The 25,084-nt window shown below is 68.4% G+C and carries 37 protein-coding genes and 1 pseudogene; 32 read left to right on the top strand and 6 right to left on the bottom strand.

The genetic code is table 11. The features are described 5' to 3' along the window. The first annotated feature begins 20 nt into the window (after positions 1–20). The 4 genes from IE134_RS02200 (at position 21) to IE134_RS02185 (ending at position 2,055) form a co-directional block, all read left to right on the top strand. Positions 21–878 (top strand): peptidoglycan-binding protein, encoded by an 858-nt coding sequence (locus IE134_RS02200; protein ID WP_098016919.1) that lies wholly within the window; start codon positions 21–23, stop codon positions 876–878. Between the two features lie 174 nt (positions 879–1,052). Next, positions 1,053–1,313: a hypothetical protein gene (locus IE134_RS02195; protein WP_098016920.1), complete on the top strand. Its 261-nt coding sequence runs from the start codon at positions 1,053–1,055 to the stop codon at positions 1,311–1,313. Then, positions 1,313–1,567, top strand: a complete 255-nt coding sequence (locus IE134_RS02190) for a hypothetical protein (RefSeq protein WP_098016948.1) — start codon at positions 1,313–1,315, stop codon at positions 1,565–1,567. The genes IE134_RS02195 and IE134_RS02190 overlap by 1 nt, the downstream gene beginning before the upstream one ends. 194 nt (positions 1,568–1,761) lie before the next feature. Next, complete coding sequence (locus IE134_RS02185) at positions 1,762–2,055, top strand: hypothetical protein (RefSeq protein WP_229823267.1); 294 nt, start codon at positions 1,762–1,764, stop codon at positions 2,053–2,055. Positions 2,056–2,276: 221 nt separating this feature from the next. Here the strand turns inward: IE134_RS02185 and IE134_RS02180 are convergent, their stop codons facing one another. The 3 genes from IE134_RS02180 to IE134_RS02170 are packed head-to-tail and all read right to left on the bottom strand — an operon-like array spanning position 2,277 to position 3,540. Continuing rightward, positions 2,277–2,501, bottom strand: coding sequence for a hypothetical protein (locus IE134_RS02180; protein ID WP_098016921.1), 225 nt, complete (start codon positions 2,499–2,501; stop codon positions 2,277–2,279). Further along, positions 2,498–3,247, bottom strand: a complete 750-nt coding sequence (locus IE134_RS02175; RefSeq protein ID WP_098016922.1) for a hypothetical protein — start codon at positions 3,245–3,247, stop codon at positions 2,498–2,500. The genes IE134_RS02180 and IE134_RS02175 overlap by 4 nt, the downstream gene beginning before the upstream one ends. Next, the gene (locus IE134_RS02170) at positions 3,247–3,540 is read right to left on the bottom strand and encodes a WhiB family transcriptional regulator (RefSeq protein WP_098016923.1); all 294 of its coding nucleotides are present in this window, start codon (positions 3,538–3,540) and stop codon (positions 3,247–3,249) included. Before IE134_RS02170 ends, IE134_RS02175 begins: the two co-directional genes overlap by 1 nt. A 219-nt stretch (positions 3,541–3,759) precedes the next feature. Here IE134_RS02170 and IE134_RS02165 point away from each other — a divergent pair, with 219 nt between their 5' ends. The 5 genes from IE134_RS02165 to tuf all read left to right on the top strand — a co-directional run bounded on the left by IE134_RS02165 (position 3,760) and on the right by tuf (position 9,076). Then, positions 3,760–4,236, top strand: coding sequence for a helix-turn-helix transcriptional regulator (locus tag IE134_RS02165; protein ID WP_098016924.1), 477 nt, complete (start codon positions 3,760–3,762; stop codon positions 4,234–4,236). 476 nt (positions 4,237–4,712) lie between these two features. Next, a complete protein-coding gene (rpsL, locus tag IE134_RS02160) occupies positions 4,713–5,084 on the top strand; it encodes a 30S ribosomal protein S12 (RefSeq protein ID WP_003948652.1) in 372 nt (123 codons plus the stop codon). A gap of 2 nt (positions 5,085–5,086) precedes the next feature. Continuing rightward, a complete protein-coding gene (gene rpsG, locus IE134_RS02155) occupies positions 5,087–5,557 on the top strand; it encodes a 30S ribosomal protein S7 (RefSeq protein ID WP_003966970.1) in 471 nt (156 codons plus the stop codon). Between the two features lie 38 nt (positions 5,558–5,595). After that, complete coding sequence (fusA, locus tag IE134_RS02150) at positions 5,596–7,725, top strand: elongation factor G (RefSeq protein ID WP_030709172.1); 2,130 nt, start codon at positions 5,596–5,598, stop codon at positions 7,723–7,725. Between the two features lie 157 nt (positions 7,726–7,882). Then, positions 7,883–9,076: an elongation factor Tu gene (gene tuf, locus IE134_RS02145; RefSeq protein ID WP_010058805.1), complete on the top strand. Its 1,194-nt coding sequence runs from the start codon at positions 7,883–7,885 to the stop codon at positions 9,074–9,076. Between the two features lie 212 nt (positions 9,077–9,288). Here tuf and IE134_RS02140 read toward each other — a convergent pair whose 3' ends face one another. The 3 genes and pseudogenes from IE134_RS02140 to IE134_RS33990 form a co-directional block, all read right to left on the bottom strand. Beyond that, positions 9,289–10,014, bottom strand: coding sequence for a S1 family peptidase (locus tag IE134_RS02140; protein WP_010058803.1), 726 nt, complete (start codon positions 10,012–10,014; stop codon positions 9,289–9,291). Between the two features lie 145 nt (positions 10,015–10,159). After that, positions 10,160–12,187 (bottom strand): PIG-L family deacetylase, encoded by a 2,028-nt coding sequence (locus tag IE134_RS02135; RefSeq protein ID WP_189429917.1) that lies wholly within the window; start codon positions 12,185–12,187, stop codon positions 10,160–10,162. A gap of 181 nt (positions 12,188–12,368) precedes the next feature. Then, positions 12,369–12,561, bottom strand: a pseudogene (locus tag IE134_RS33990) (N-acetyltransferase); the annotation flags it as partial. A 469-nt stretch (positions 12,562–13,030) separates the two neighbouring features. Between IE134_RS33990 and rpsJ the strand changes: the two are divergent. From rpsJ to IE134_RS02020, 23 genes are all read left to right on the top strand, one after another. Beyond that, positions 13,031–13,339: a 30S ribosomal protein S10 gene (gene rpsJ / locus IE134_RS02130; protein WP_003948644.1), complete on the top strand. Its 309-nt coding sequence runs from the start codon at positions 13,031–13,033 to the stop codon at positions 13,337–13,339. 14 nt (positions 13,340–13,353) lie between these two features. Then, positions 13,354–13,998 (top strand): 50S ribosomal protein L3, encoded by a 645-nt coding sequence (rplC, locus tag IE134_RS02125; protein ID WP_006126884.1) that lies wholly within the window; start codon positions 13,354–13,356, stop codon positions 13,996–13,998. A 4-nt stretch (positions 13,999–14,002) separates the two neighbouring features. Further along, a complete protein-coding gene (gene rplD, locus IE134_RS02120) occupies positions 14,003–14,653 on the top strand; it encodes a 50S ribosomal protein L4 (protein ID WP_010058800.1) in 651 nt (216 codons plus the stop codon). Continuing rightward, a complete protein-coding gene (gene rplW / locus IE134_RS02115) occupies positions 14,653–14,976 on the top strand; it encodes a 50S ribosomal protein L23 (protein WP_003966958.1) in 324 nt (107 codons plus the stop codon). The genes rplD and rplW overlap by 1 nt, the downstream gene beginning before the upstream one ends. A gap of 39 nt (positions 14,977–15,015) precedes the next feature. Next, complete coding sequence (gene rplB, locus IE134_RS02110) at positions 15,016–15,852, top strand: 50S ribosomal protein L2 (protein ID WP_003966957.1); 837 nt, start codon at positions 15,016–15,018, stop codon at positions 15,850–15,852. A 12-nt stretch (positions 15,853–15,864) separates the two neighbouring features. Further along, positions 15,865–16,146: a 30S ribosomal protein S19 gene (rpsS, locus tag IE134_RS02105; RefSeq protein WP_003966956.1), complete on the top strand. Its 282-nt coding sequence runs from the start codon at positions 15,865–15,867 to the stop codon at positions 16,144–16,146. A gap of 43 nt (positions 16,147–16,189) precedes the next feature. Then, the gene (rplV, locus tag IE134_RS02100) at positions 16,190–16,537 is read left to right on the top strand and encodes a 50S ribosomal protein L22 (protein WP_004571827.1); all 348 of its coding nucleotides are present in this window, start codon (positions 16,190–16,192) and stop codon (positions 16,535–16,537) included. Continuing rightward, on the top strand, positions 16,537–17,373 hold the full coding sequence (rpsC, locus tag IE134_RS02095; RefSeq protein ID WP_007446736.1) for a 30S ribosomal protein S3: 837 nt from the start codon (positions 16,537–16,539) through the stop codon (positions 17,371–17,373). The genes rplV and rpsC overlap by 1 nt, the downstream gene beginning before the upstream one ends. A gap of 5 nt (positions 17,374–17,378) precedes the next feature. Next, entirely contained in the window at positions 17,379–17,798 is a 420-nt protein-coding gene (gene rplP, locus IE134_RS02090) for a 50S ribosomal protein L16 (RefSeq protein ID WP_003966953.1), read from the top strand. Then, entirely contained in the window at positions 17,798–18,022 is a 225-nt protein-coding gene (gene rpmC, locus IE134_RS02085) for a 50S ribosomal protein L29 (RefSeq protein WP_003966952.1), read from the top strand. The genes rplP and rpmC overlap by 1 nt, the downstream gene beginning before the upstream one ends. Beyond that, on the top strand, positions 18,022–18,306 hold the full coding sequence (gene rpsQ / locus IE134_RS02080) for a 30S ribosomal protein S17 (protein ID WP_003966951.1): 285 nt from the start codon (positions 18,022–18,024) through the stop codon (positions 18,304–18,306). The genes rpmC and rpsQ overlap by 1 nt, the downstream gene beginning before the upstream one ends. A gap of 108 nt (positions 18,307–18,414) precedes the next feature. Continuing rightward, entirely contained in the window at positions 18,415–18,783 is a 369-nt protein-coding gene (rplN, locus tag IE134_RS02075) for a 50S ribosomal protein L14 (RefSeq protein ID WP_003966950.1), read from the top strand. Between the two features lie 2 nt (positions 18,784–18,785). Next, complete coding sequence (rplX, locus tag IE134_RS02070) at positions 18,786–19,109, top strand: 50S ribosomal protein L24 (protein ID WP_003966949.1); 324 nt, start codon at positions 18,786–18,788, stop codon at positions 19,107–19,109. Beyond that, positions 19,109–19,666, top strand: coding sequence for a 50S ribosomal protein L5 (gene rplE / locus IE134_RS02065; protein ID WP_006126888.1), 558 nt, complete (start codon positions 19,109–19,111; stop codon positions 19,664–19,666). Before rplX ends, rplE begins: the two co-directional genes overlap by 1 nt. A 2-nt stretch (positions 19,667–19,668) precedes the next feature. After that, positions 19,669–19,854 carry a type Z 30S ribosomal protein S14 gene (locus tag IE134_RS02060; RefSeq protein WP_003948630.1) on the top strand — a complete coding sequence of 62 codons (186 nt, stop codon included), beginning with the start codon at positions 19,669–19,671 and terminating at the stop codon, positions 19,852–19,854. Between the two features lie 224 nt (positions 19,855–20,078). Then, on the top strand, positions 20,079–20,477 hold the full coding sequence (rpsH, locus tag IE134_RS02055) for a 30S ribosomal protein S8 (protein ID WP_003966947.1): 399 nt from the start codon (positions 20,079–20,081) through the stop codon (positions 20,475–20,477). Positions 20,478–20,498: 21 nt separating this feature from the next. Beyond that, a complete protein-coding gene (gene rplF / locus IE134_RS02050) occupies positions 20,499–21,038 on the top strand; it encodes a 50S ribosomal protein L6 (RefSeq protein WP_003966946.1) in 540 nt (179 codons plus the stop codon). 2 nt (positions 21,039–21,040) lie between these two features. Continuing rightward, complete coding sequence (gene rplR, locus IE134_RS02045) at positions 21,041–21,424, top strand: 50S ribosomal protein L18 (RefSeq protein ID WP_006126890.1); 384 nt, start codon at positions 21,041–21,043, stop codon at positions 21,422–21,424. A gap of 47 nt (positions 21,425–21,471) precedes the next feature. Then, positions 21,472–22,077 carry a 30S ribosomal protein S5 gene (rpsE, locus tag IE134_RS02040; RefSeq protein ID WP_010058791.1) on the top strand — a complete coding sequence of 202 codons (606 nt, stop codon included), beginning with the start codon at positions 21,472–21,474 and terminating at the stop codon, positions 22,075–22,077. Beyond that, positions 22,077–22,259 (top strand): 50S ribosomal protein L30, encoded by a 183-nt coding sequence (rpmD, locus tag IE134_RS02035; protein ID WP_006126892.1) that lies wholly within the window; start codon positions 22,077–22,079, stop codon positions 22,257–22,259. The genes rpsE and rpmD overlap by 1 nt, the downstream gene beginning before the upstream one ends. 1 nt (position 22,260) lies before the next feature. Beyond that, positions 22,261–22,716, top strand: coding sequence for a 50S ribosomal protein L15 (rplO, locus tag IE134_RS02030; RefSeq protein WP_003966942.1), 456 nt, complete (start codon positions 22,261–22,263; stop codon positions 22,714–22,716). 382 nt (positions 22,717–23,098) lie between these two features. Continuing rightward, a complete protein-coding gene (secY, locus tag IE134_RS02025) occupies positions 23,099–24,412 on the top strand; it encodes a preprotein translocase subunit SecY (RefSeq protein ID WP_030709163.1) in 1,314 nt (437 codons plus the stop codon). Beyond that, positions 24,412–25,071, top strand: coding sequence for an adenylate kinase (locus IE134_RS02020; RefSeq protein ID WP_030709161.1), 660 nt, complete (start codon positions 24,412–24,414; stop codon positions 25,069–25,071). The genes secY and IE134_RS02020 overlap by 1 nt, the downstream gene beginning before the upstream one ends. Positions 25,072–25,084: the final 13 nt, after the last annotated feature.

The raw sequence follows: 25,084 nt of genomic DNA, 5'->3' as shown, positions 1-25,084 counted from the left end.
ATCCGAAGAGGAGACCACCCATGGCGTCACCCCTGACCGCCGACGCCTTCGCCCGCGCCCTCCGCGCCGAAGGGGTCCGTATCACCGAACACGCCGGCTGGCACGGCCACAACCGCAACCACAAGGGCGCCTGGGGGCCGGTCCACGGTGTGATGCTCCATCACACGGCCGGCTCCAGCAGCGTCGGCTACTGCCGCCGGGGCGCGCCCGAGCTCCCCGGACCGCTGTGCGTCGGCGTCGTCACCAAGGACGGTGTGGTGCACCTGGTCGGCTACGGCCGCACCAACCACGCCGGCAGCGGCAGCTCTGCGGTCCTGGCCGCCGTACGCGAGGAGCTGCCGCTGCCCGCGCCCGGCCCGGACGCCGTCGACGGCAACGCCCGTTTCTACGGGTTCGAGATCGAGAACCTCGGCACCGGCCGCGACCCCTACCCGGCAGCCCAGCTCGACGCCGTGGAGCGGCTCTCGGCCGCGCTGTGCCGGGTGCACGGCTGGTCGGCGGCGAGCGTCATCGGCCACAAGGAGTGGACCCGGCGCAAGATCGACCCGTCGTTCTCCATGGCCGGGATGCGGAGCCGGATCGCCGGGCGGCTCGGCGGGCACCCCGTCACGGGCCCGCCTCCCGCGCCGGTGTACGCACCGTTCCCCGGCGGATCCTTCTTCGTCCCCGGCCACCGGGACCCGCTCTTCACCGCCGTGGGCAGACGACTCGTGGCGGAAGGCTGCGGCCGGTACTCCGTCGGTCCGGGCCCGGTCTGGGGCGCCGCCGACCGCAACTCCTACGCGGCCTGGCAGCGCAAGCTCGGCTACCGCGGTACGGACGCGGACGGCACGCCGGGGCGGGAAAGCTGGCAGCGGCTCCGCGTCCCCCGGTCCTGAAAGGGAGACCCAGGCACAGACGGAGGCTCAGATCCAGCCAGAGATGCCGACGGACATTCCGATAGAAATGCCAACAGAAATGCCAACAGAAATGCCAACAGAAATGCCAACAGAAATGCGGACAGAGATTCCGACCAAGATTCCGGCAGGGATTCCGGCAGGGACGAACAGGGGATGACCGATCCGACCCGCCGTGCGCTGCGCACGTTCGCCCAGGTCTGCTGCGCGCTGCTCGCGGTGGCTCCGCTGCTGGCCGGGGAACCGGCCGTACGGGACCTTCCCGTCCTTGCGGGTGCCGCCGCGCTCGCGGCCGCTCTCAGCCGTGCCATGTCGGCGCCGGCCGTGCAGCGGCTGCTGCCGCCGTGGCTGCGCCTGCCCGCCGGGCAGGCGCCGACGCCGGGGAGGCCGGCCGAGGAAGAGGGGGTCCACCCGTGATGCGGGAGCACGAGGAGAGGGGCGTGGCGGTGGAACTCGAGCGGCTGCGGCGCTCGGTGGACGTCGGGTTCGCCACCACGCGAGGCGATCTGGCGCTGCTGTTGCAGCGCGCGGACCAGACGGACAAGGTGCTCGGCGAGCACGAGGAGCGGCTGGACGCGCTGGAGCGCACCCGCTGGCCTCTGCCGTCGCTGGCCGCGCTCACCTCGTGCGTGGCACTGGTCCTGGCCTTGTGGCAGGCGGGTGCTCGCTGACCGCGGCGAGGACCCGAGCAGGCGATCGCGCGAGCACGCAACCAATATGGCGACATCCGGTGCTCGGGGCGCGTGGGGCTTGTGAGGCTCCGCGCTCTCCGGCGCCGCTGCGCTACGCTGCGATTTATCGAACGCATATTCGATGACGTGGCGGTTCTGGAGCGTGGACGCCTGACGGACGAAGGGGAGGTGCGATGGTCAGCGGTACGGGAGACCGGCTTACCGATGTGGTGGCCGCGGTCGTCGAGGTGGCGGCGGAGGCGGGGGAGGCGGGGACGTACACCGTGGAGATGGCCCGGGCGATGGCGGCGGTACTGAACAAGGTCGCTGTACGGGTGGTCATCGACGCGGAGGTGCGCGGCTTCTCCAGCGGCTGGCGCGAGGCCATGGAGCTGGTGACCGGCGACGGCACCGGTGCGGCCCCCGCGGCCCGGCTCCCCGGACCCGACGGCGACCTCGGCCCACGCCCCGGTCCGGGGGGCCGCTGAGCACCGCCCGGTACCGCCCGGAACGGCCACCCCCGCCGCCCCGGTCGCGTCGGCCCGTCGACACCGGCAGCGCCTGTACGCCCATCGATCCGCCCCGAGCCCCCTCGCGCCGACCTGGGTCCCGCACGCCGACCGCGGACGGACACCGGTCTGTCGCACCGACCGTGTACGAACGAGGCGGCCGCACCCTCCACGGGTGCGGCCGCCTCGTTTTCGTGCGTTCAGGGGCGCTCGCGCACGTCGCCCGTGCGCTCGGGGCGCCCCCGCGCACCGCGCTCGGCGGCGAAGACGTCCTCCAGCCGGAAGAGCTGGGCCCGGCCCTGCCGGCCGGCGGGCGTGAGACGGCCCAACTGGACCCACTTGCGGATTGTCGCCGGTGCCACGGCCGCCTCCTGGGCGGCGAGGGCGCCGGTGATCAGCGGACGCGTTCCCGTGCCGGTGCTCATCGGGCCCGGCCTTCCGGCGTGGTGGGCGCGCTCTCGTCGAGCGCCGCCCCGATCTCGCCGGGGTCGGCGCCGCCCGCACCGGCCAGCGCGGTCCAGGTGCCCTCGTACCAGACGTGCCGGAAGGCCGGATCCGTACGGCAGTCGCACTCCGCGGCCGTGCAGCGGCACCCCGGGTTGACGCACAGCACGGCCCGCCGGGCAGGGAAGGCGCGCAGCGATACGGAGTCGCACCAGGGGCACCGGCCGCTCACCCGGGCCATCGGCTCGGTGTCGCCGAGGGCGCGCCCGCAGCGCCGCGCCATCCGTCGCAGTTCGTCCCTGACATGGGCGGCGAGCAGGGGCTCCGCGGCGATCGGGCCGAGGAGCCGGCGGATACGGAGGAGGCGTTGCGGCACGGTCGCGCGGCGCGGCCGCCCCAGCCCCAGCTTGTCGTGGACGGCTTCGTCGAGCTCCAGGACGCCGTCGCCGATGTCGCGCAGCGCGTCGGAGACGTGCAGGCGCAGGGGCGCGGCCGTGTGGCCGGGAGCGGTGAGGCCGTGCGCCTGTTCGACGGCGAGCGCCTCGCGGCGCTCCTCGCGGATACGGGCGTCGCGGGCGGCCAGGTGGGCGGGGGTGGGCTCGGGCCGGTCGGCCGGGCGGCCGCGGGTGCCGGGGGCCAGCTCGACCAGGAGCTCCGGGAGCTGGCGGACCAGCAGGTCGAGCCAGAGGACGGTGTCGTCGGCCGGTGCGGACGTGGTGGGTGGCATCAGCGTTCCCCTCGGTGCTGGGCGGTGTGCGCGGCGCGGGTGGTGACAGGGCGTCCGTTGCGCCAGAGTCGGCCGGCGCTCACGCCGTCGAACCAGCTGTCGGCGGGCGCCACGGTCTCCTCGCAGCGGCGCAGAACAGGACAGCGTGCACAGGCGCGCAGCGCGGGCGCGGCGTCCCTCTCCCGGCGGGCGAAGACGATCTGCGGCGGCATTCCCGAGCAGGCGGCGGCCGAGCGCCACCACGAGGAGTCCGGCCCGTCCTCGTCGTCGGACTGCGGGGTTAATGAGGTCATGACGGCACCCTGGCATGTTGCGAGCGAGCGCGCAACGTACATTCCTGTCCACGGGTGGGTGGTGACGGCCGGGGTGATGGCCATGGCTGATGGCCGGTGGTGATGGCCGGAATGGCGGCCCGGATCCGAACAGAACCCACACATGGAGTTGCTTACGCGCACGTAATTCTGTGCGCGCAAGCGCGCTACGCTGTGGCTGCTTCGGAGGGAGGCGACGTCATGACGATGAGTGAGCTGGAGCGGTTCGCGCGCTGGGTCGAGGACCTGATCCGGCAGCGCGGCTACGACATCGACAGCCCGCGCGGCGGGGGCAAGTCGCGGCTCGCCGACGAGGCGGGCGTGCACCGCGCGGCCATCACCCGGTTGCTCCAGGGCCAGAGCATGCCGGACCTGGAGACGACCCGGCGGCTCGCGCACGTCCTGCGCGTCCCGGTGCGCGACATGCTGATCCGCTCGGGCCGGCTCTCCGAGGAGGACCTGCCGCTGCCGGACCTCGGGGGCGGCGGGCTCGACGCCGTCGCCCCGCCCCGTCGGCTGACCCTGGAGGAGGCCGCCGCGGGGCTCGGCGTCCCGCGCGAGCAGTGGGACATGTTCATCCGGGTCGCGGGACAGTTCCTGCCGGCGGACCCGGACTCCGCGCGGGGTGCGGCCGAGCACGGTTCGGCCGCCGCGGTGAAGGGCGCCGGCAAGGGCTGACGGAGGCGGAACCGGAACTCCCGGGGCCGGGGCCGCTCCCGCGTGCCGGTCCGCCAGGCGTCGGCCGGTCCGCCGGTCGTCGGCCGCACCGCGTTGCCCGGCAGTGGGGGAGGCGGCGGCGGTCCGCGGGTTCGCTGGGTCCGTGCCGCTCGACTGCTGGGTTCCGGCAACGGCCCGGGGCGTCGGCCGCCAGGCGTCGCGCCCCGTCCGCCGACCCCCGGCCCCGGTGCGCCGGGGGTGGACATCATTTGTTTTGACCCACGTCCGTGAGGTAGGTACGCTCAAGCCTTGTGCCTGGGGTGTGCCTGGGCTCGTGTGCGTGTCCTCAGCCGCAGCGCGAGTCCGTCAGTGGCCACCGCAATCTGCGCCCCTTCCGCCCCCAGGGCGGGAGTCCGCAGTATTCGACACACCCGACCGCGTGGGTCGGCGATGTTCCAGGTTAGTTTCACGAACGGCACACAGAAACCGGAGAAGTAGTGCCTACGATCCAGCAGCTGGTCCGGAAGGGCCGGCAGGACAAGGTCGAGAAGAACAAGACGCCCGCGCTCGAGGGTTCGCCCCAGCGTCGCGGTGTCTGCACGCGTGTGTTCACGACCACCCCGAAGAAGCCGAACTCGGCCCTCCGTAAGGTCGCGCGTGTGCGTCTGACCTCCGGCATCGAGGTCACGGCCTACATCCCGGGTGAGGGACATAACCTGCAGGAGCACTCCATCGTGCTCGTGCGTGGTGGCCGTGTGAAGGACCTGCCGGGTGTTCGTTACAAGATCATCCGCGGCTCCCTTGACACCCAGGGTGTCAAGAACCGCAAGCAGGCCCGCAGCCGCTACGGCGCCAAGAAGGAGAAGTAAGAATGCCTCGTAAGGGCCCCGCCCCGAAGCGCCCGGTCATCATCGACCCGGTCTACAGCTCTCCTCTTGTCACCTCGCTGATCAACAAGATCCTGCTCGACGGCAAGCGTTCCACCGCCGAGCGGATCGTGTACGGCGCCATGGAAGGCCTCCGCGAGAAGACCGGCAACGACCCGGTCATCACGCTGAAGCGCGCGCTTGAGAACGTCAAGCCCTCGCTCGAGGTCAAGTCCCGCCGTGTCGGTGGCGCCACCTACCAGGTGCCGATCGAGGTCAAGCCCGGTCGCGCCTCCACCCTCGCTCTGCGCTGGCTCGTCGGTTACTCCCGCGCCCGCCGCGAGAAGACCATGACCGAGCGCCTCATGAACGAACTGCTCGACGCCTCCAACGGCCTCGGCGCTTCGGTCAAGAAGCGTGAGGACACCCACAAGATGGCCGAGTCCAACAAGGCCTTCGCGCACTACCGCTGGTAGTCGCTACCCCCATCGAGACCGAGAGAAGACTGAGCCTTATGGCCACCACTTCGCTTGACCTGGCCAAGGTCCGCAACATTGGGATCATGGCCCACATCGACGCGGGCAAGACGACCACCACTGAGCGGATCCTCTTCTACACCGGTGTGAGCTACAAGATCGGTGAAGTCCACGACGGCGCTGCCACGATGGACTGGATGGAGCAGGAGCAGGAGCGCGGCATCACGATCACGTCCGCCGCGACGACCTGCCACTGGCCGCTCAACAATGTTGACCACACCATCAACATCATCGACACCCCGGGTCACGTCGACTTCACCGTCGAGGTGGAGCGTTCGCTCCGCGTCCTCGACGGCGCCGTCACCGTGTTCGACGGTGTCGCGGGCGTCGAGCCGCAGTCCGAGACTGTCTGGCGTCAGGCGGACCGCTACGGCGTGCCGCGTATCTGCTTCGTCAACAAGCTCGACCGCACCGGTGCGGACTTCTTCCGCTGCGTCGAGATGATCGTGGACCGCCTCGGCGCGACCCCGATCGTCATGCAGCTCCCCATCGGCGCCGAAGCGGACTTCACGGGCGTTGTCGACCTCGTGTCGATGAAGGCCTTCGTGTACCCCGAAGAGGCCGCCAAGGGCGAGATGTACAACGTCGTCGACATCCCGGACAACCTCCAGGAGTCCGCCGCCGAGTGGCGCGGCAAGCTCCTCGAGGCCGTGGCCGAGAACGACGACGCCATGATGGAGCTGTACCTGGAGGGCAACGAGCCCACCCAGGAGCAGCTGCACGAGGCCATCCGCCGCATCACGCTGGCGTCGAAGGGCAGTGCCGACTCCGTCACCGTCACCCCGGTGTTCTGTGGCACCGCGTTCAAGAACAAGGGCGTCCAGCCCCTGCTCGACGCGGTCGTGCGCTACCTGCCTTCCCCCCTGGACGTCGAGGCCATCGAGGGCCACGACGTCAAGGACCCGGAGAAGGTCATCGCGCGCAAGCCCTCGGACGACGAGCCGTTCTCCGGCCTGGCGTTCAAGATCGCGAGCGACCCGCACCTCGGCAAGCTCACCTTCGTCCGGATCTACTCCGGTCGCCTGGAGGCCGGCACCGCGGTGCTGAACTCCGTCAAGGGCAAGAAGGAGCGCATCGGCAAGATCTACCGCATGCACGCGAACAAGCGTGAGGAGATCGCATCGGTGGGCGCCGGCGACATCATCGCCGTCATGGGTCTGAAGCAGACCACCACCGGTGAGACGCTGTGCGACGACAAGAACCCGGTCATCCTGGAGTCCATGGACTTCCCGGCGCCGGTCATTCAGGTCGCCATCGAGCCCAAGTCCAAGGGTGACCAGGAGAAGCTGGGTGTCGCCATCCAGCGCCTCTCGGAGGAGGACCCCTCCTTCCAGGTGCACTCCGACGAGGAGACCGGCCAGACCATCATCGGTGGTATGGGCGAGCTTCACCTCGAGGTGCTCGTCGACCGCATGAAGCGCGAGTTCCGCGTCGAGGCGAACGTCGGCAAGCCCCAGGTCGCGTACCGCGAGACGATCCGCAAGGCCGTCGAGCGCATCGACTACACGCACAAGAAGCAGACTGGTGGTACCGGCCAGTTCGCGAAGGTGCAGATCGCCATCGAGCCCATCGAGGGCGGCGACGCGTCGTACGAGTTCGTCAACAAGGTCACCGGTGGCCGCATCCCCCGTGAGTACATTCCCTCGGTGGACGCGGGCGCTCAGGAAGCCATGCAGTTCGGCATCCTGGCCGGTTACGAGATGGTCGGCGTCCGCGTCACCCTTCTCGACGGTGGTTACCACGAGGTCGACTCCTCGGAGCTCGCCTTCAAGATCGCCGGTTCGCAGGCGTTCAAGGAGGGTGCCCGCAAGGCCTCTCCCGTGCTCCTCGAGCCGATGATGGCCGTCGAGGTCACCACGCCCGAGGACTACATGGGCGATGTCATCGGCGACCTCAACTCCCGCCGTGGCCAGATCCAGGCCATGGAGGAGCGCAGCGGCGCTCGCGTCGTGAAGGGCCTCGTGCCCCTCTCGGAGATGTTCGGCTACGTCGGAGACCTCCGCAGCAAGACCTCGGGTCGCGCAAGCTACTCGATGCAGTTCGACTCCTACGCCGAGGTTCCGCGGAACGTCGCCGAGGAGATCATCGCGAAGGCCAAGGGCGAGTAACTCTCCCGAGCTCACGCTTTAGGCTTGTCACCGGAGCCCGGTGGGCATGCGGCACAGCGCGTCAGCACTGTGCCGTATGCCCCCGGCGCCGGCACCCCAGCAAAGATCACCTGGCGCCGATGAAGCAAGGCGTACAGAACCACTCAGGAGGACCCCAGTGGCGAAGGCAAAGTTCGAGCGGACTAAGCCCCACGTCAACATCGGCACCATCGGTCACATCGACCACGGTAAGACGACCCTCACGGCCGCCATTACCAAGGTGCTGCACGACGCGTACCCCGACCTGAACGAGGCCTCGGCCTTCGACCAGATCGACAAGGCTCCCGAAGAGCGCCAGCGCGGTATCACCATCTCCATCGCGCACGTCGAGTACCAGACGGAGTCGCGTCACTACGCGCACGTCGACTGCCCGGGTCACGCGGACTACATCAAGAACATGATCACGGGTGCCGCGCAGATGGACGGCGCCATCCTCGTGGTCGCCGCCACCGACGGCCCGATGCCGCAGACCAAGGAGCACGTGCTCCTGGCCCGCCAGGTCGGCGTCCCCTACATCGTCGTCGCCCTGAACAAGGCCGACATGGTGGACGACGAGGAGATCCTGGAGCTCGTCGAGCTCGAGGTCCGTGAGCTCCTCTCCGAGTACGAGTTCCCGGGCGACGACGTTCCGGTCGTCAAGGTCTCGGCGCTCAAGGCGCTCGAGGGCGACAAGGAGTGGGGTGAGTCCGTCCTCAACCTGATGAAGGCTGTCGACGAGTCCATCCCGCAGCCCGAGCGTGACGTCGAGAAGCCGTTCCTCATGCCGATCGAGGACGTCTTCACGATCACCGGTCGCGGTACGGTCGTCACCGGCCGCATCGAGCGTGGTGTCCTGAAGGTCAACGAGACCGTCGACATCGTCGGTATCAAGACCGAGAAGACCACCACCACGGTCACCGGCATCGAGATGTTCCGCAAGCTGCTCGACGAGGGCCAGGCCGGTGAGAACGTCGGTCTGCTCCTCCGTGGCATCAAGCGCGAGGACGTCGAGCGCGGCCAGGTCATCATCAAGCCCGGCTCGGTCACCCCGCACACCGAGTTCCAGGCGCAGTCCTACATCCTGTCGAAGGACGAGGGTGGCCGTCACACCCCCTTCTTCAACAACTACCGCCCGCAGTTCTACTTCCGTACCACGGACGTGACGGGCGTTGTGACCCTTCCCGAGGGCACCGAGATGGTCATGCCGGGTGACAACACCCTCATGGACGTCGCGCTGATCCAGCCGGTCGCCATGGAAGAGGGCCTGAAGTTCGCCATCCGTGAGGGTGGCCGGACCGTGGGCGCCGGCCAGGTCACCAAGATCATCAAGTAGTTTCTGCTTGGTCCTTGGACCTGGTGGCTCACTGAGCTGCAAGAAGGGCCCCGCACCTCGGAAGAGGTGCGGGGCCCTTCGGCGTACGACGGGCTCCTCGGCGGGGCATGGCTGTAGGGCCCCGGTACCTCGGGCGGTGAGGTACGGGGGCCCTACGGTTCAGGGGGACGGCGGACCGGTCAGGTGCCCGCCGTCCCGGGTGGGGCGTCCGGTCAGACGCCCGCGATCGACTGGATCCAGGACCGGTACGCGGTGACGTTCGTGTACGCGGTCGTGGTCTGGCGGTCGCTGGTGGAGGCGACGCCGACCTGGATGCCGTTCGCCGTCATCGGGCCGCCGGAGTCGCCGCCGGCGGTGATGCCGTTGCCGCGGCGGGCGCAGATCGCCGAGCCGCCGTACGCGTCACCGCAGCCGCCGGTGACCGTCACGTTGGCGACCTTCAGGTAGCGCGACTGGCAGTTCGCCTCCGAGCCGCACTGCGAGGTCGCGCCCCAGCCCCAGACCTGGACGCTCTGGCCGACGCTCACCGAGCCGGGCGAGCCGAGGCGTGAGTAGGTCGCCTGCACGGAACGGTCGAGACGCACCAGCGCCAGGTCCGAGCTGTGGGTGTAGGTCTGGGCGCCGTTCGCGACGACACCGCCGCTGTGCTGGTCGAGGCTGCCGATGCGGAACGACAGGCCGCCGCCGGTGACGCAGTGCTTGGCGGTGAGGATCCAGGTCGGGGCGATGATCGTCGCCGAACAGGTCTCTCTGCCGTTCGAGAAGAGCCGGGCGGCCCAGGGGGCGTTGGTCGCCTGGCCGCCGCCGATGATCTGGGTGCTCGGCGGCGGGGCGTCCTGGAGCGGCGGCGCGGGTGCGGCCGTCGCGGACGGTGCGAAGAGCGAGAGGACGCAGGCCGCTGCTGCGGCGACAGCGGGCATGAGCCGGGATATGCGCATGATGCCTCGTTTCGCGCGACACGCTGGGTAGGCGTGTCCGTGGGGGATGGTGGGCAACAGGGTGCCGGAGCGCGACGAGGGCGGGGTACTAACGTTTGGCCATAACGCGGCGTTATGGGGCCGGAGTTGGGGTGCGCGGCCCCTTCTACGGGCGCCAGAGCCAGGGTGCCGCGTCCGGGCCGAACCCCACGACGACGGGCTGGCCGTCCGCCGCGCCCAGGTGGAGGGCGGCGCCGTCCAGGGCGACGGGGCCCCGGGACCGTACGGCCGTGGCCTCTGCGGTACGTATCTGTATCCGGCCCTCCGCGGACCGGCCGAGCAGGACCGGGCCGGCCGGTGACGCGGCGGCGGTCACCGGACCGTACCCCCCGAAGCGGGGTGCGGGCGCGGCTCCGGCGCGCACGGCGACGAGCCGCTCGCGCGCCGCGGGGCGGTAGTACAGCTCCACGGAACCGTCGGGCGCGGGGAATGCGCCGGGCGCGTGCGCGGGGACGGGGGAGCCGGTGAGCTGGGTGCGGGCGGTGACGTCGGTGTCCGGGGCGTCCTGGGTCCAGTGGTGCACGGCATGGTGCCCGGCCGCGTACACATGGACGCGCCCCGCCGTGTCCACGACCGTGGTCACCCCGTCCTGGATCTCGCCGCCGCCCATGTCCCGCCAGCCGCTCCAGCGGCCGGTGACCGCGTCACGCACCCGGGTGCTGAGCCCCTTCTCCGCGTTCCGTACGAAGAGGTGGACGCGGCCGTCCGGGGCGGTGACGGCGACCGGGGTTCCGATGCGGCGGCCGTGGTCGGGGCCCGTGGCGGGGTTGCCGAGACCCTGCCAGGCGAGGAACGGGCCGCCGGGGGAGCGTTGCTCCAGGAGCACGATCTCGCGTTCGTTGTCCGCGCCGTGCCCGCCGAGCGCCGCGAACCGCAGCCCGAACAGCAACTGCCGCCCGTCCGCCGTCGTCGCGGCGCCCAGCACGGGGGCGAGCGGGCCGCCGCCGAGGTCGTCCGGCGCGTCCCAGACACCGCTGCCGGGCGCGCTCTCACGCCACCGGACGGCACGCAGCCCGAGCACCCCGTAGGCGGTGAGCCGGCCGTCCGCCCCGGTGGCGACCTGGGCCCGGGGGCCGGGGTAGCGGTGGTGGGTGGAGCGCACCCAGCCCTTGCGGTTGGTGAGCGGCCGGTCGCCGCCCACGTTGTAGTCGCCGCAGCCGGAGGGGTTGCCGCACTCCCAGTCGGGGCCGCCGCCGTACGGGACGAGGTGGGCGGCCTTGCGCTCCAGCACCGCGGGCGGCAGGTTCTTGGGCCAGTGCCGGTTGTAGTACCCCCGGAACGAGGCGACGACGAACCCGGGCACCGGCTCCCCGCGCCCCGTCGCCCGCGCCACCCAGCGGATCAGGGCGGCCCAGGCGAAGCACCCGGCCGCGGTGTGGTCGGCGTGGTCGGAGTACCCGCGCTGCTCGCTGTCCCGGCGGCGTTCGTACTCGCTGCTGAACTGGAGGTCCGGGTCCGGGTCGAGGGTGTGCACGACGGTCGGCCGGTACTCCTCCAGCAGCCCGGTGAGGACGTCGATCAGCGACTCGTACGTGTACGAACCTGCGCGCTCCAGCGGGGAGTTGTCCGCGACGACGGTACGCAGCACGAGGCGGCGGTCCCGCCAGAGGCTGGGCAGCCCGGGGCGGCCGCGCCCGGTGTGCATCGCGGTGTTGAGGAAGACCAGCTCGACCCGGCGGACGCCGTCGGTCAGGACGTTCACCTCGGCCCGGTGGCCGCCGTGCAGGGCCGCGACCGATTTCTGCCAGGGCGTGAACCGGTCGAGCCCGAGCAGCTCGGCGTACGCCTGGCGCAGGCCCTGATGGCGGGAGGAGGAGTACGCGGCACGGTCGGGTGCCGGGCGGGGCGCGCCGGGGATCTTGTTGACGCCGTCCGCCTCGCCCGCGGTGAGATACACGCAGACCAGCGGGGTCCCGGCGTCCAGGGCCTCACGGGTGTCCGGGTTCATGAAGTACAGGTCGTCGTCCGGGTGGGCCAGCAGTTGCAGGACCAGGGCCCGACGGGTGCTCGCTATGGCCAGACCGGGCGCCGGGTCCGCCACCGGCCCGCGCCGCCGGGGAGCCGGCACGGCGCATCCGGCGGTGGCGGCAGCGCCGGCCGCTCCGGCCGCGAGGAGCAGGGTGCGCCGGGGCATCCGTATCCGGGACAGGACAGATCGATCCACCACGCCGCGCACCCCGTCCGCTCCCGCTTCCCCCGCAGCGGGCGAACGGCCGCCCTGTCCTGCGTCACTCCTGGCTCTCCACGCAGGTCAGCGGCGGTCGAGCCGCGCCTGCGGGGGAGTAGACGGACGGAGGGGCGGGCGGGTTGCCCGGTCAGGGTGTGGGTTTGCGCACCAGGAAGACGTCGACGGCGACCGACGGCGTCCGCCCGCTCCAGCGTGAATCCGTGCCGCTCGTAGAGCCGCCGGGCGGGGCTGCCCTGGAGCACGTCCAGGCGTACGGGAATCCGCTCGGCATCCGCGCGGTCCAGGACGCCCCGCAGGACGGCCGAGCCGATGCCGCACCCGGTGCTCGTCGTAGCGGCCCGCGCGGGGGAGCCCGGGGGCCCGCGACGGTTCCGGTGCCGCCGGATGCGCGCCCGCGTTTGATCACACGCTCGCTCGGGGTAGGATTCCCGACTCGATTGGCCAGGCCCGCGCCCCGTATGGCACACTGACCAGGTTGCTCGGTTGAGTGTCAATGCTGCGCGCCTCCCGCCGGGAGGACCGGAAGCGAGTCCCACAGTACTCGTCGGCCCTGTAGGGCCGGACGTACGGGAATCTTCCGGGAAGCAATGCAGGGCGTCGGCCAGGCACCCGGTGGGTGTTCCGCCCCCGGTTCCGCGGTCCTCGGGCCCGCACCCCCTTGGTTGGGATCTCTTTCGGGAGATTTTCGTAGAGGGGATGCGACACGCCCGACCGCGTGGGTCGGAGGGGGAGTCCAGAGAACCCCCGGGTTCCAGAGCGTTAAACAGAGAGACAGGACTACTAGTAGCCATGGCGGGACAGAAGATCCGCATCCGGCTCAAGGCCTACGACCACGAGGTCATCGACTCCTCGGCGAAGAAGATCGTCGAGACGGTGACCCGCACTGGTGCGTCGGTCGCGGGCCCGGTGCCGCTGCCCACTGAGAAGAACGTGTACTGCGTCATCAAGTCGCCGCACAAGTACAAGGACTCTCGCGAGCACTTCGAGATGCGCACCCACAAGCGCCTCATCGACATCCTCGACCCCACGCCGAAGACGGTTGACTCGCTGATGCGTCTCGACCTGCCGGCCGGCGTCGACATCGAGATCAAGCTCTGAGGGGACGGGCCGAGATGAGCAAGAACATCAAGGGCGTCCTGGGCGAGAAGCTCGGCATGACCCAGGTCTGGGACGAGAACAACCGGGTTGTCCCGGTGACCGTCGTCAAGGCCGGTCCGTGCGTCGTGACGCAGGTTCGCACCAACGACAGCGACGGCTACGAAGCGGTCCAGATCGCCTTCGGCGAGATCGACCCGCGCAAGGTGAACAAGCCCCTCAAGGGTCACTTCGCCAAGGCCGACGTCACCCCGCGCCGCCACCTGGTCGAGCTCCGCACCCCTGACGCCAGCGAGTACACGCTGGGCCAGGAGGTCACCGCCGCTGTGTTCGAGTCCGGCGTCAAGGTTGACGTCACGGGCAAGAGCAAGGGCAAGGGCTTCGCCGGTGTCATGAAGCGTCACAACTTCAAGGGCCTCGGCGCCGGGCACGGCACCCAGCGCAAGCACCGTTCCCCCGGTTCCATCGGTGGCTGCGCCACCCCTGGGCGTGTCTTCAAGGGCATGCGCATGGCGGGCCGCATGGGTAACGAGCGCGTCACCACCCAGAACCTGACCATCCACGCGGTTGACGCGGAGAAGGGTCTGCTCCTCATCAAGGGCGCGGTCCCCGGTCCGAACGGCGGCCTCGTCCTGGTCCGTACCGCGGCCAAGGGGGCTTGAGGTAATGAGCACCATTGACATCCTTTCGCCGGCAGGCGACAAGGCCGGTACCGTCGAGCTCCCCGCGGAGATCTTCGACGCGAAGACCAGCGTTCCGCTGATCCACCAGGTCGTTGTCGCTCAGCTGGCGGCTGCCCGTCAGGGCACGCACAAGACCAAGCGCCGCGGTGAAGTCCGCGGTGGTGGTAAGAAGCCTTACCGTCAGAAGGGCACCGGCCGCGCCCGTCAGGGTTCGACCCGCGCCCCGCAGTTCGCCGGTGGTGGCGTCGTCCACGGCCCGCAGCCGCGTGACTACTCGCAGCGGACCCCGAAGAAGATGAAGGCCGCCGCCCTGCGCGGTGCCCTCTCGGACCGGGCCCGTCACTCCCGTATCCACGTCGTCACCGGCGTGGTCGAGGGTGCCGCCTCCACGAAGGCCGCCAAGACGCTGCTCGGCAAGATCTCGGAGCGCCAGAACCTGCTCCTGGTCGTCGACCGCGCCGACGAGGCCGCGTGGCTGTCCGCGCGCAACCTGCCCCAGGTGCACATCCTGGAGCCGGGCCAGCTCAACACGTACGACGTGATCGTCTCTGACGACGTGGTCTTCACCCAGGCCGCTTTCGAGTCCTTCGTGTCTGGCCCCCAGACCGCTGAGACCGAAGGGAGCGCCGCCTGATGAGCGAGGCGACCGTTACCAGCAAGACGTACTCGGACCCGCGTGACGTTCTCGTCAAGCCCGTGGTCTCCGAGAAGAGCTACGCGCTGCTCGACGAGAACAAGTACACGTTCATCGTCGCGCCCGGCTCCAACAAGACCCAGATCAAGCAGGCCGTCGAGGCGGTCTTCTCGGTCAAGGTCACCGGGGTCAACACGATCAACCGGCAGGGCAAGCGCAAGCGCACCCGCACCGGTTTCGGCAAGCGCGCCGACACGAAGCGCGCCATCGTGACCCTCGCCGAGGGCGACCGTATCGACATCTTCGGCGGCCCGACCTCCTAACGGAGTTCGAGTCGTCCGGAATCGGACGAGGACTGAGAAATGGGTATCCGCAAGTACAAGCCGACGACCCCGGGCCGTCGTGGCTCCAGCGTCGCCGACTTTGTCGAGATCACGCGGTCCACGCCGGAGAAGTCGCTGGTCCGCCCCCTGCACAGCAAGGGCGGCCGTAACAACGCCGGTCGTGTGACCGTTCGCCACCAGGGTGGTGGCCACAAGCGCGCCTACCGCGTGATCGACTTCCGTCGTCACGACAAGGACGGCGTGCCGGCCAAGGTCGCGCACATCGAGTACGACCCGAACCGCACCGCGCGCATCGCGCTGCTGCACTACGCGGACGGCGAGAAGCGTTACATCGTCGCTCCCCGTGGCCTGTCGCAGGGTGACCGTGTCGAGAACGGTCCGACCGCCGACATCAAGCCCGGTAACAACCTGGCGCTGCGCAACATCCCGGTCGGTACGACCATCCACGCCATCGAGCTGCGGCCCGGCGGCGGCGCGAAGTTCGCCCGTTCCGCGGGTGCCTCCGTGCAGCTGCTGGCGAAGGAGGGCACCATGGCCCACCTTCGTATGCCGTCGGGTGAGATCCGCCTGGTCGACGCGCGCTGCCGCGCGACGATCGGTGAGGTCGGCAACGCCGAGCAGTCGAACATCAACTGGGGCAAGGCCGGCCGCATGCGCTGGAAGGGCGTCCGCCCGACCGTCCGCGGTGTCGCGATGAACCCGGTTGACCACCCGCACGGTGGTGGTGAAGGCAAGACCTCCGGTGGTCGTCACCCGGTCTCGCCGTGGGGTCAGAAGGAGGGTCGTACTCGTTCTCCCAAGAAGGCGAGCAACAAGTACATCGTCCGCCGCCGCAAGACGAACAAGAAGCGCTAGGAGCGGGTTTAGATGCCGCGCAGTCTCAAGAAGGGGCCCTTCGTCGACGGACACCTCATCAAGAAGGTGGACGTACAGAACGAGGCAGGCACCAAGAACGTCATCAAGACCTGGTCCCGTCGCTCGATGATCGTCCCGGCCATGCTGGGTCACACCATCGCGGTGCACAACGGCAAGATCCACGTCCCGGTGTTCGTCACCGAGTCGATGGTCGGCCACAAGCTCGGCGAGTTCTCGCCGACTCGCACCTTCCGCGGCCACGTCAAGGACGACCGGAAGTCGAAGCGCCGCTAAGCGCGGGGTGGAAACGACTATGACTTACACCGAAGGGACAACCATGGAAGCCAGGGCCCAGGCGCGGTACATCCGCGTCACGCCCATGAAGGCCCGCCGCGTGGTGGACCTCATCCGTGGCATGGATGCCACGGAGGCTCAGGCGGTCCTGCGTTTCGCCCCGCAGGCCGCGAGCGTGCCGGTTGGCAAGGTGCTGGACAGCGCCATCGCCAACGCTGCACACAACTACGACCACACCGACGCCTCTTCGCTGGTCATCAGCGAGGCGTACGTGGACGAGGGCCCGACCCTGAAGCGGTTCCGTCCGCGTGCTCAGGGCCGTGCCTACCGGATCCGTAAGCGGACCAGCCACATCACCGTGGTCGTCAGCAGCAAGGAAGGAACCCGGTAATGGGCCAGAAGGTAAACCCGCACGGGTTCCGGCTCGGCATCACCACGGACTTCAAGTCCCGCTGGTACGCCGACAAGCTGTACAAGGACTACGTCAAGGAAGACGTCGCCATTCGTCGCATGATGACGAAGGGCATGGAGCGGGCCGGCATCTCGAAGGTCGAGATCGAGCGCACCCGCGACCGCGTCCGCGTTGACATCCACACCGCCCGCCCGGGCATCGTCATCGGTCGCCGTGGCGCCGAGGCCGATCGCATCCGCGGCGAGCTGGAGAAGCTGACCGGCAAGCAGGTCCAGCTGAACATCCTCGAGGTCAAGAACCCCGAGGTGGACGCTCAGCTGGTGGCCCAGGCCGTCGCCGAGCAGCTCTCCTCCCGCGTCTCCTTCCGTCGGGCCATGCGTAAGAGCATGCAGTCCTCGATGAAGGCCGGCGCCAAGGGCATCAAGATCCAGTGCGGCGGTCGCCTCGGCGGCGCCGAGATGTCCCGCTCGGAGTTCTACCGCGAGGGCCGTGTGCCCCTGCACACGCTCCGTGCGAACGTCGACTACGGCTTCTTCGAGGCCAAGACGACCTTCGGCCGTATCGGCGTGAAGGTCTGGATCTACAAGGGCGACGTCAAGAACATCGCCGAGGTTCGCGCCGAGAACGCCGCGGCCCGCGCCGGCAACCGTCCGGCTCGTGGCGGCGCTGACCGCCCGGCCGGCCGCGGTGGCCGTGGTGGCGAGCGTGGCGGTCGCGGCCGTAAGCCGCAGCAGTCGCCGGCAGCCGAGGCCCCCAAGGCCGACGCTCCCGCCGCCGCTGCTCCGGCTGCTGAGAGCACCGGAACGGAGGCCTGACCGAAATGCTGATCCCCCGTAGGGTCAAGCACCGCAAGCAGCACCACCCGAAGCGCAGCGGTATGTCCAAGGGTGGCACGCAGGTTGCGTTCGGCGAGTACGGCATCCAGGCGCTGACCCCGGCGTACGTGACGAACCGTCAGATCGAGTCCGCTCGTATCGCGATGACCCGTCACATCAAGCGTGGCGGCAAGGTCTGGATCAACATCTACCCGGACCGTCCCCTGACGAAGAAGCCTGCCGAGACCCGCATGGGTTCCGGTAAGGGTTCTCCCGAGTGGTGGATCGCGAACGTCAAGCCCGGTCGGGTGATGTTCGAGCTGTCCTACCCGAACGAGAAGATTGCTCGTGAGGCGCTCACCCGCGCTGCTCACAAGCTTCCGATGAAGTGCCGGATCGTTCGGCGCGAGGCAGGTGAGTCGTGATGTCGGCCGGTACCAAGGCGTCCGAGCTGCGCGAGCTGGGCGACGAGGAGCTCCTCAACAAGCTCCGCGAAGCCAAGGAAGAGCTGTTCAACCTCCGCTTCCAGGCGGCGACGGGCCAGCTCGAGAACCACGGCCGGCTCAAGTCCGTCCGTAAGGACATCGCCCGGATCTACACCCTGATGCGTGAGCGCGAGCTGGGCATCGAGACGGTGGAGAGCGCCTGATGAGCGAGAAGACTGTGACTGAGACGAACACCGACCGCGGTTTCCGCAAGACCCGTGAGGGTCTGGTCGTCAGCGACAAGATGGACAAGACCGTCGTCGTCGCTGTCGAGGACCGTGTCAAGCACGCGCTGTACGGCAAGGTCATCCGCCGTACGAACAAGCTCAAGGCCCACGACGAGCAGAACTCCGCCGGCGTCGGCGACCGCGTCCTCATCATGGAGACGCGTCCGCTGTCCGCCTCGAAGCGCTGGCGCATCGTCGAGATCCTCGAGAAGGCCAAGTAATTCCTGAGGGGTTTCCCTCAGGTCAGTTCCGCCAGGCTCGGTGAGGGAGCCACGTAAGTCACTTACGTGGCTCCCCGCCGGGAACCGGCAGACGATCAGGAGATAGACGTGATCCAGCAGGAGTCGCGACTGCGCGTCGCCGACAACACGGGTGCGAAGGAAATTCTCACCATTCGTGTTCTCGGTGGCTCGGGTCGCCGCTACGCGGGTATCGGTGACGTCATCGTCGCCACCGTCAAGGACGCGATCCCCGGTGGCAACGTGAAGAAGGGTGACGTCGTCAAGGCCGTCATCGTTCGCACCGTCAAGGAGCGTCGTCGTCAGGATGGCTCGTACATCCGCTTCGACGAGAACGCCGCCGTCATTCTGAAGAACGACGGCGACCCCCGCGGCACCCGCATCTTCGGCCCCGTGGGCCGGGAGCTGCGCGAGAAGAAGTTCATGAAGATCATCTCGCTCGCGCCGGAGGTGCTGTAAGCATGAAGATCAAGAAGGGCGACCTGGTCCAGGTCATCACCGGTAAGGACAAGGGCAAGCAGGGCAAGGTCATCGTGGCCTACCCCGCTCAGGACCGCGTCCTCGTCGAGGGTGTCAACCGGGTCAAGAAGCACACCAAGGCCGGTCAGACGGCTCGCGGTTCGCAGACGGGTGGCATTGTGACCACCGAGGCCCCGATCCACGTCAGCAACGTTCAGCTGGTCGTGGAGAAGGACGGCAACAAGGTTGTCACTCGCGTCGGCTACCGCTTTGACGACGAGGGCAACAAGATCCGCGTTGCCAAGCGGACCGGTGAGGACATCTGATGACTGCCACCACTGCGCCGCGTCTCAAGACGCGCTACCGCGAGGAAATCGCCGGCAAGCTGCGTGAGGAGTTCTCGTACGAGAACGTCATGCAGGTTCCCGGTCTGGTCAAGATCGTGGTCAACATGGGTGTGGGCGACGCCGCCCGCGACTCCAAGCTGATCGACGGGGCCGTTCGCGACCTCACCACGATCACCGGCCAGAAGCCGGCCGTCACGAAGGCCCGCAAGTCCATCGCGCAGTTCAAGCTGCGCGAGGGCCAGCCGATCGGCTGCCACGTCACCCTCCGCGGTGACCGGATGTGGGAGTTCCTGGACCGTACGCTGTCGCTCGCGCTTCCGCGTATCCGTGACTTCCGTGGCCTGTCGCCGAAGCAGTTCGACGGCCGTGGCAACTACACCTTCGGTCTCACGGAGCAGGTCATGTTCCACGAGATCGACCAGGACAAGATCGACCGGGTCCGGGGCATGGACATCACCGTGGTCACCACGGCGACCAACGACGACGAGGGTCGTGCCCTGCTTCGTCACCTCGGCTTCCCGTTCAAGGAGAACTGACCGTGGCGAAGAAGGCTCTGATCGCTAAGGCCGCCCGTAAGCCGAAGTTCGGCGTTCGCGGGTACACCCGCTGCCAGCGCTGCGGCCGGCCCCACTCCGTCTACCGCAAGTTCGGCCTGTGCCGCGTGTGCCTTCGTGAGATGGCTCACCGTGGCGAGCTGCCGGGCGTGACCAAGAGCTCCTGGTAACTCTCCTTCGCCCCCTGGGCGTTGGAAGTTCCCGGAGACTCTCGGTAAGCATCTGGTCGGCAGGAGCCCCGCCTTTCATGCCGTAGGCTTGAAGGGTTGGGCGCCTGCCGCCCAAGACCGACTTACTACGCCGTAGGTCCCCGCACCGCACCCGTCCCGCCAGTGAGTGGGGAGAGGGATGGCGCATACAGGAAACCCCGGCGAGAGAGGCCGAAGGCCAATTCATGACCATGACTGATCCCATCGCAGACATGCTCACGCGTCTGCGTAACGCGAACTCGGCGTACCACGACTCCGTCGTGATGCCGCACAGCAAGATCAAGTCGCACATCGCGGAGATCCTCCAGCAGGAGGGCTTCATCACCGGCTGGAAGGTCGAGGACGCCGAGGTCGGCAAGAACCTCGTCCTGGAGCTGAAGTTCGGCCCGAACCGCGAGCGTTCGATCGCCGGCATCAAGCGCATCTCGAAGCCGGGTCTGCGTGTGTACGCAAAGTCCACCAACCTGCCGAAGGTCCTCGGCGGCCTGGGCGTGGCGATCATCTCCACGTCCCACGGTCTCCTGACCGGCCAGCAGGCAGGCAAGAAGGGCGTAGGTGGGGAAGTCCTCGCCTACGTCTGGTAGTCGGGAAAGGAAGGAAAGCTCATGTCGCGAATCGGCAAGCTCCCCATCCAGGTTCCCGCCGGTGTGGACGTCACCATCGATGGCCGTACGGTCGCGGTGAAGGGCCCCAAGGGTTCCCTCACGCACACCGTCGCCGCGCCGATCGAGGTCTCCAAGGGTGAGGACGGCGTTCTCAACGTCACCCGCCCGAACGACGAGCGTCAGAACAAGGCCCTCCACGGCCTGTCCCGCACGCTGGTGGCGAACATGATCACCGGCGTGACCGCGGGTTACTCCAAGGCGCTCGAGATCAGCGGTGTCGGTTACCGCGTCCAGGCGAAGGGCTCCAACCTGGAGTTCGCCCTGGGCTACAGCCACCCGATCCTCATCGAGGCACCGGAAGGCATCACCTTCAAGGTCGAGTCGCCCACGAAGCTCAGCGTCGAGGGCATCGACAAGCAGAAGGTCGGCGAAGTGGCCGCCAACATCCGCAAGCTGCGGAAGCCCGACCCGTACAAGGCCAAGGGCGTCAAGTACGCGGGCGAGGTCATCCGCCGCAAGGTCGGAAAGGCTGGTAAGTAGCCATGGCATACGGTGTGAAGATCGCCAAGGGCGACGCGTACAAGCGCGCTGCCCGCAAGCGGCGCCACATCCGCGTCCGCAAGCACATCTCCGGTTCGCCGGAGCGTCCCCGCTTGGTCGTGACGCGTTCCAACCGCCACATCGTGGCCCAGATCATCGACGACATCGCGGGCCACACGCTCGCGTCGGCGTCGACCCTGGACACCTCGATCCGTGGTGGCGAGGGCGACAAGAGCGCCCAGGCCAAGCAGGTCGGCGCCCTGGTCGCCGAGCGTGCCAAGGCTGCAGGCGTCGAGGCCGTCGTGTTTGACCGCGGTGGTAACCAGTACGCCGGGCGGATTGCCGCTCTGGCTGACGCCGCCCGTGAAGCCGGGCTGAAGTTCTAAGCCCCGGTTCCTACGCACAGCGGACGTAACAGAGAGAGGTAATTCCCATGGCTGGACCCCAGCGCCGCGGCAGCGGTGCCGGTGGCGGCGAGCGGCGGGACCGGAAGGGCCGTGACGGTGGCGCCAGCGCCGCCGAGAAGACCGCGTACGTCGAGCGCGTCGTCGCGATCAACCGCGTCGCCAAGGTTGTGAAGGGTGGTCGTCGCTTCAGCTTTACCGCGCTGGTCGTGGTGGGCGACGGTGACGGCACGGTCGGTGTCGGATACGGCAAGGCCAAGGAAGTTCCCGCGGCCATCGCCAAGGGTGTCGAAGAGGCCAAGAAGAACTTCTTCAAGGTCCCCCGCATCCAGGGCACCATCCCTCACCCGATCACGGGCGAGAAGGCAGCGGGCGTCGTCCTGCTCAAGCCGGCTTCCCCCGGTACCGGTGTTATCGCCGGTGGCCCGGTGCGTGCCGTGCTCGAGTGCGCCGGCGTTCACGACATCCTGTCGAAGTCGCTTGGCTCGTCCAACGCGATCAACATCGTGCACGCGACCGTGGAGGCCCTGAAGGGCCTGCAGCGTCCCGAGGAGATCGCGGCCCGCCGCGGTCTGCCCCTCGAGGACGTCGCCCCCGCGGCTCTGCTTCGTGCGCGTGCGGGAGCGGGTGCGTAATGGCTCGCCTCAAGATCACGCAGACGAAGTCGTACATCGGCAGCAAGCAGAACCACCGCGACACCCTGCGTTCGCTCGGGCTCAAGCGCCTGAACGACTCGGTTGTCAAGGAGGACCGCCCCGAGTTCCGCGGAATGGTGCAGACCGTCCGCCACCTCGTGACGGTTGAGGAGGTTGACTGACATGGCGGAGAACAGCCCGCTGAAGGCCCACAACCTCCGGCCTGCCCCGGGCGCCAAGACCGCCAAGACCCGTGTGGGTCGTGGTGAGGCGTCCAAGGGTAAGACCGCAGGCCGTGGTACCAAGGGTACGAAGGCTCGTTACCAGGTTCCGGAGCGCTTCGAGGGTGGCCAGATGCCCCTCCACATGCGTCTCCCGAAGCTCAAGGGCTTCAAGAACCCGTTCCGCACGGAGTACCAGGTCGTGAACCTGGACAAGCTCGCGACGCTCTACCCCGAGGGTGGAGAGGTCACGGTGGCCGACCTGGTCGCCAAGGGTGCCGTGCGCAACAACCACCTCGTCAAGGTCCTCGGACAGGGCGAGATCTCCGTGGCACTGCAGGTTTCGGTTGACGCCGTCTCCGGCTCCGCCAAGGAGAAGATCACCGCCGCCGGCGGTACGGTCACCGAGCTCGTCTGAGCCCCGGGACAGAACTGAGCCCGGCCGGCTGCCTCTTCGGAGGTGGCCGGCCGGGCTTTTTTCGTGCCCGGAACCATTTCGGTGCGATATACGGGAACCGTAAAGGCTCGGGAAAGGTTGAACGGGTGTCCACCGCACCGGCGGTGGGGGAGCGCAGGGACGTTCACGTCCCAAATGGTGTGGCTTGGCCGGTCTTTCGCGACGCGGGCCGGGAGGCGGGCCGTGCACCGGTGTGCGGTGCGTGTTTCCTGCTCAGTCCCGAGCCGGGTAGGGTAGCGCCGTTAATCTTTTGTGGCCTCCTTACGATGTAGGGCTGCCCTGTATCCGATCCCATCCAGACCCGTCGCCTCTGACGCACAGCGCGGGGGTCGCAGGAGGCACCGTGTTCACCGCGTTCGCCCGAGCGTTCAAGACGCCCGACCTGCGCAAGAAGCTGCTCTTCACGCTCGCCATGATCGTGATCTACCGGCTCGGGGCGCACATCCCGGCTCCCGGCGTCGACTACACGAAGGTGCAGCAGTGCATCGACCAGGCGGACTCGGGTGGTCTCCTCGGTCTGATGCAGATGTTCAGCGGTGGCGCCCTGCTGCAGATCACCATCTTCGCGCTCGGCATCATGCCGTACATCACGGCGAGCATCATTCTGCAGCTGCTGACCGTCGTGATCCCGCGCCTGGAAGCCCTGAAGAAGGAGGGGCAGTCCGGCACGGCGAAGATCACGCAGTACACGCGTTATCTGACGGTCGCGCTGGCCGTCCTCCAGGGCACCGGCCTCGTCGCCACCGCCCGCAGCGGTGCGCTCTTCCAGAACTGTTCCGTGGGCGACCAGATCGTCGCGGACAAGTCGGTCTTCACCACGGTCATCATGGTCATCACGATGACCGCCGGTACGGCCGCCGTCATGTGGCTCGGTGAGCTGATCACCGACCGCGGCATCGGCAACGGCATGTCGATCCTGATGTTCATCTCGATCGCCGCCACGTTCCCCGGCGCCCTGTGGTCCATCAAGGAGAGCGGCAAGCTGGCCGACGGCTGGATCGAGTTCGCTACCGTCATCCTCATCGGCTTCGTGATGGTCGGCCTCGTCGTCTTCGTCGAGCAGGCCCAGCGCCGCATCCCGGTGCAGTACGCGAAGCGCATGATCGGTCGCCGTTCCTACGGCGGTACGTCCACGTACATCCCGCTCAAGGTGAACCAGGCGGGTGTGATTCCCGTCATCTTCGCCTCGTCGCTGCTCTACATCCCGGCGCTGATCGTCCAGTTCTCCGGCTCCAACGCGGGCTGGGCGACCTGGATCACGGACAACTTCGTGCAGCAGAACGAGCCGTTCTACATGGTGGCGTACTTCCTGCTGATCGTCTTCTTCGCCTTCTTCTATGTGGCCATCTCGTTCAACCCCGACGAGGTCGCCGACAACATGAAGAAGTATGGTGGCTTCATCCCGGGTATCCGCGCAGGTCGTCCTACTGCCGAATACCTGAGCTACGTGCTCAACCGGATCACTTGGCCAGGCTCGCTGTACCTGGCCCTGATCGCTCTTGTGCCGACGATGGCGTTGGCGGGCTTCGGCGGTGCGAACGCGAACTTCCCGTTCGGCGGGACGAGCATCCTCATCATCGTGGGTGTGGGTCTGGAAACCGTGAAGCAGATCGAGAGTCAGCTCCAGCAGCGCAATTACGAAGGGTTCCTCCGCTGATGCGCATCGTCCTCGTCGGGCCTCCGGGTGCCGGCAAGGGAACGCAGGCTGCGTACCTTGCCCAAAACCTGTCGATTCCGCACATCTCCACGGGTGACCTCTTCCGCGCCAACATGAGCCAGGGCACCGACCTTGGCAAGCAGGCCCGCGCCTACATCGACGCGGGGCAGCTGGTGCCGGACGAAGTCACCATCGGGATGGCCAAGGACCGCATGTCCCAGTCGGACGCCGTGAACGGCTTCCTGCTGGACGGCTTCCCGCGGAACGTGGGCCAGGCCGAAGCCCTTGACGTGATGCTCAAGGACGAGGGCGTGAAGCTCGACGCGGTTCTCGACCTGGAGGTCCCCGAGGACGAGGTCGTGAAGCGGATCGCGGGCCGCCGCGTCTGCCGCAAGGACAGCGCGCACGTCTTCCACCTGTCATACAGCCCGCCGAAGACCGAGGGCGTCTGCGACGTCTGCGGCGGCGAGCTGTATCAGCGCCACGACGACAGCGAGGAGACGGTCCGTACCCGGCTGGAGGTCTACCACACGCAGACCGAGCCGATCATCGACTACTACCGGGCCCAGGGCCTGGTGGTGACCATCTCCGCGCTCGGCGAGGTCGCGGACGTGACCACCCGCGCCATGGACGCGCTGAAGCCCTCCGACGAGAGCTGAGCGTCACCCCGTA

The organism is Streptomyces rubiginosohelvolus (genome assembly GCF_014649875.1).
Classification (GTDB): Bacteria; Actinomycetota; Actinomycetes; order Streptomycetales; family Streptomycetaceae; genus Streptomyces; species Streptomyces rubiginosohelvolus.
Note: the sequence above shows the minus strand (reverse complement) of the source record. Positions and strands in the feature narration are given on the sequence as shown.

What these genes read in the sequence shown, in the direction of transcription:
- IE134_RS02200 (WP_098016919.1), top strand. Translation starts at nt 21, where the DNA reads ATGGCGTCACCCCTGACCGCCGACGCCTTCGCCCGCGCCCTCCGCGCC.
- IE134_RS02195 (WP_098016920.1), top strand. Translation starts at nt 1,053, where the DNA reads ATGACCGATCCGACCCGCCGTGCGCTGCGCACGTTCGCCCAGGTCTGC.
- IE134_RS02190 (WP_098016948.1), top strand. Translation starts at nt 1,313, where the DNA reads ATGCGGGAGCACGAGGAGAGGGGCGTGGCGGTGGAACTCGAGCGGCTG.
- IE134_RS02185 (WP_229823267.1), top strand. Translation starts at nt 1,762, where the DNA reads ATGGTCAGCGGTACGGGAGACCGGCTTACCGATGTGGTGGCCGCGGTC.
- IE134_RS02180 (WP_098016921.1), bottom strand. Translation starts at nt 2,501, where the DNA reads ATGAGCACCGGCACGGGAACGCGTCCGCTGATCACCGGCGCCCTCGCC.
- IE134_RS02175 (WP_098016922.1), bottom strand. Translation starts at nt 3,247, where the DNA reads ATGCCACCCACCACGTCCGCACCGGCCGACGACACCGTCCTCTGGCTC.
- IE134_RS02170 (WP_098016923.1), bottom strand. Translation starts at nt 3,540, where the DNA reads ATGACCTCATTAACCCCGCAGTCCGACGACGAGGACGGGCCGGACTCC.
- IE134_RS02165 (WP_098016924.1), top strand. Translation starts at nt 3,760, where the DNA reads ATGACGATGAGTGAGCTGGAGCGGTTCGCGCGCTGGGTCGAGGACCTG.
- rpsG (WP_003966970.1), top strand. Translation starts at nt 5,087, where the DNA reads ATGCCTCGTAAGGGCCCCGCCCCGAAGCGCCCGGTCATCATCGACCCG.
- fusA (WP_030709172.1), top strand. Translation starts at nt 5,596, where the DNA reads ATGGCCACCACTTCGCTTGACCTGGCCAAGGTCCGCAACATTGGGATC.
- IE134_RS02140 (WP_010058803.1), bottom strand. Translation starts at nt 10,014, where the DNA reads ATGCGCATATCCCGGCTCATGCCCGCTGTCGCCGCAGCAGCGGCCTGC.
- IE134_RS02135 (WP_189429917.1), bottom strand. Translation starts at nt 12,187, where the DNA reads ATGCCCCGGCGCACCCTGCTCCTCGCGGCCGGAGCGGCCGGCGCTGCC.
- rpsJ (WP_003948644.1), top strand. Translation starts at nt 13,031, where the DNA reads ATGGCGGGACAGAAGATCCGCATCCGGCTCAAGGCCTACGACCACGAG.
- rplC (WP_006126884.1), top strand. Translation starts at nt 13,354, where the DNA reads ATGAGCAAGAACATCAAGGGCGTCCTGGGCGAGAAGCTCGGCATGACC.
- rplD (WP_010058800.1), top strand. Translation starts at nt 14,003, where the DNA reads ATGAGCACCATTGACATCCTTTCGCCGGCAGGCGACAAGGCCGGTACC.
- rplW (WP_003966958.1), top strand. Translation starts at nt 14,653, where the DNA reads ATGAGCGAGGCGACCGTTACCAGCAAGACGTACTCGGACCCGCGTGAC.
- rplB (WP_003966957.1), top strand. Translation starts at nt 15,016, where the DNA reads ATGGGTATCCGCAAGTACAAGCCGACGACCCCGGGCCGTCGTGGCTCC.
- rpsS (WP_003966956.1), top strand. Translation starts at nt 15,865, where the DNA reads ATGCCGCGCAGTCTCAAGAAGGGGCCCTTCGTCGACGGACACCTCATC.
- rplV (WP_004571827.1), top strand. Translation starts at nt 16,190, where the DNA reads ATGGAAGCCAGGGCCCAGGCGCGGTACATCCGCGTCACGCCCATGAAG.
- rpsC (WP_007446736.1), top strand. Translation starts at nt 16,537, where the DNA reads ATGGGCCAGAAGGTAAACCCGCACGGGTTCCGGCTCGGCATCACCACG.
- rplP (WP_003966953.1), top strand. Translation starts at nt 17,379, where the DNA reads ATGCTGATCCCCCGTAGGGTCAAGCACCGCAAGCAGCACCACCCGAAG.
- rpmC (WP_003966952.1), top strand. Translation starts at nt 17,798, where the DNA reads ATGTCGGCCGGTACCAAGGCGTCCGAGCTGCGCGAGCTGGGCGACGAG.
- rpsQ (WP_003966951.1), top strand. Translation starts at nt 18,022, where the DNA reads ATGAGCGAGAAGACTGTGACTGAGACGAACACCGACCGCGGTTTCCGC.
- rplX (WP_003966949.1), top strand. Translation starts at nt 18,786, where the DNA reads ATGAAGATCAAGAAGGGCGACCTGGTCCAGGTCATCACCGGTAAGGAC.
- rplE (WP_006126888.1), top strand. Translation starts at nt 19,109, where the DNA reads ATGACTGCCACCACTGCGCCGCGTCTCAAGACGCGCTACCGCGAGGAA.
- rpsH (WP_003966947.1), top strand. Translation starts at nt 20,079, where the DNA reads ATGACCATGACTGATCCCATCGCAGACATGCTCACGCGTCTGCGTAAC.
- rplF (WP_003966946.1), top strand. Translation starts at nt 20,499, where the DNA reads ATGTCGCGAATCGGCAAGCTCCCCATCCAGGTTCCCGCCGGTGTGGAC.
- rplR (WP_006126890.1), top strand. Translation starts at nt 21,041, where the DNA reads ATGGCATACGGTGTGAAGATCGCCAAGGGCGACGCGTACAAGCGCGCT.
- rpsE (WP_010058791.1), top strand. Translation starts at nt 21,472, where the DNA reads ATGGCTGGACCCCAGCGCCGCGGCAGCGGTGCCGGTGGCGGCGAGCGG.
- rpmD (WP_006126892.1), top strand. Translation starts at nt 22,077, where the DNA reads ATGGCTCGCCTCAAGATCACGCAGACGAAGTCGTACATCGGCAGCAAG.
- rplO (WP_003966942.1), top strand. Translation starts at nt 22,261, where the DNA reads ATGGCGGAGAACAGCCCGCTGAAGGCCCACAACCTCCGGCCTGCCCCG.
- IE134_RS02020 (WP_030709161.1), top strand. Translation starts at nt 24,412, where the DNA reads ATGCGCATCGTCCTCGTCGGGCCTCCGGGTGCCGGCAAGGGAACGCAG.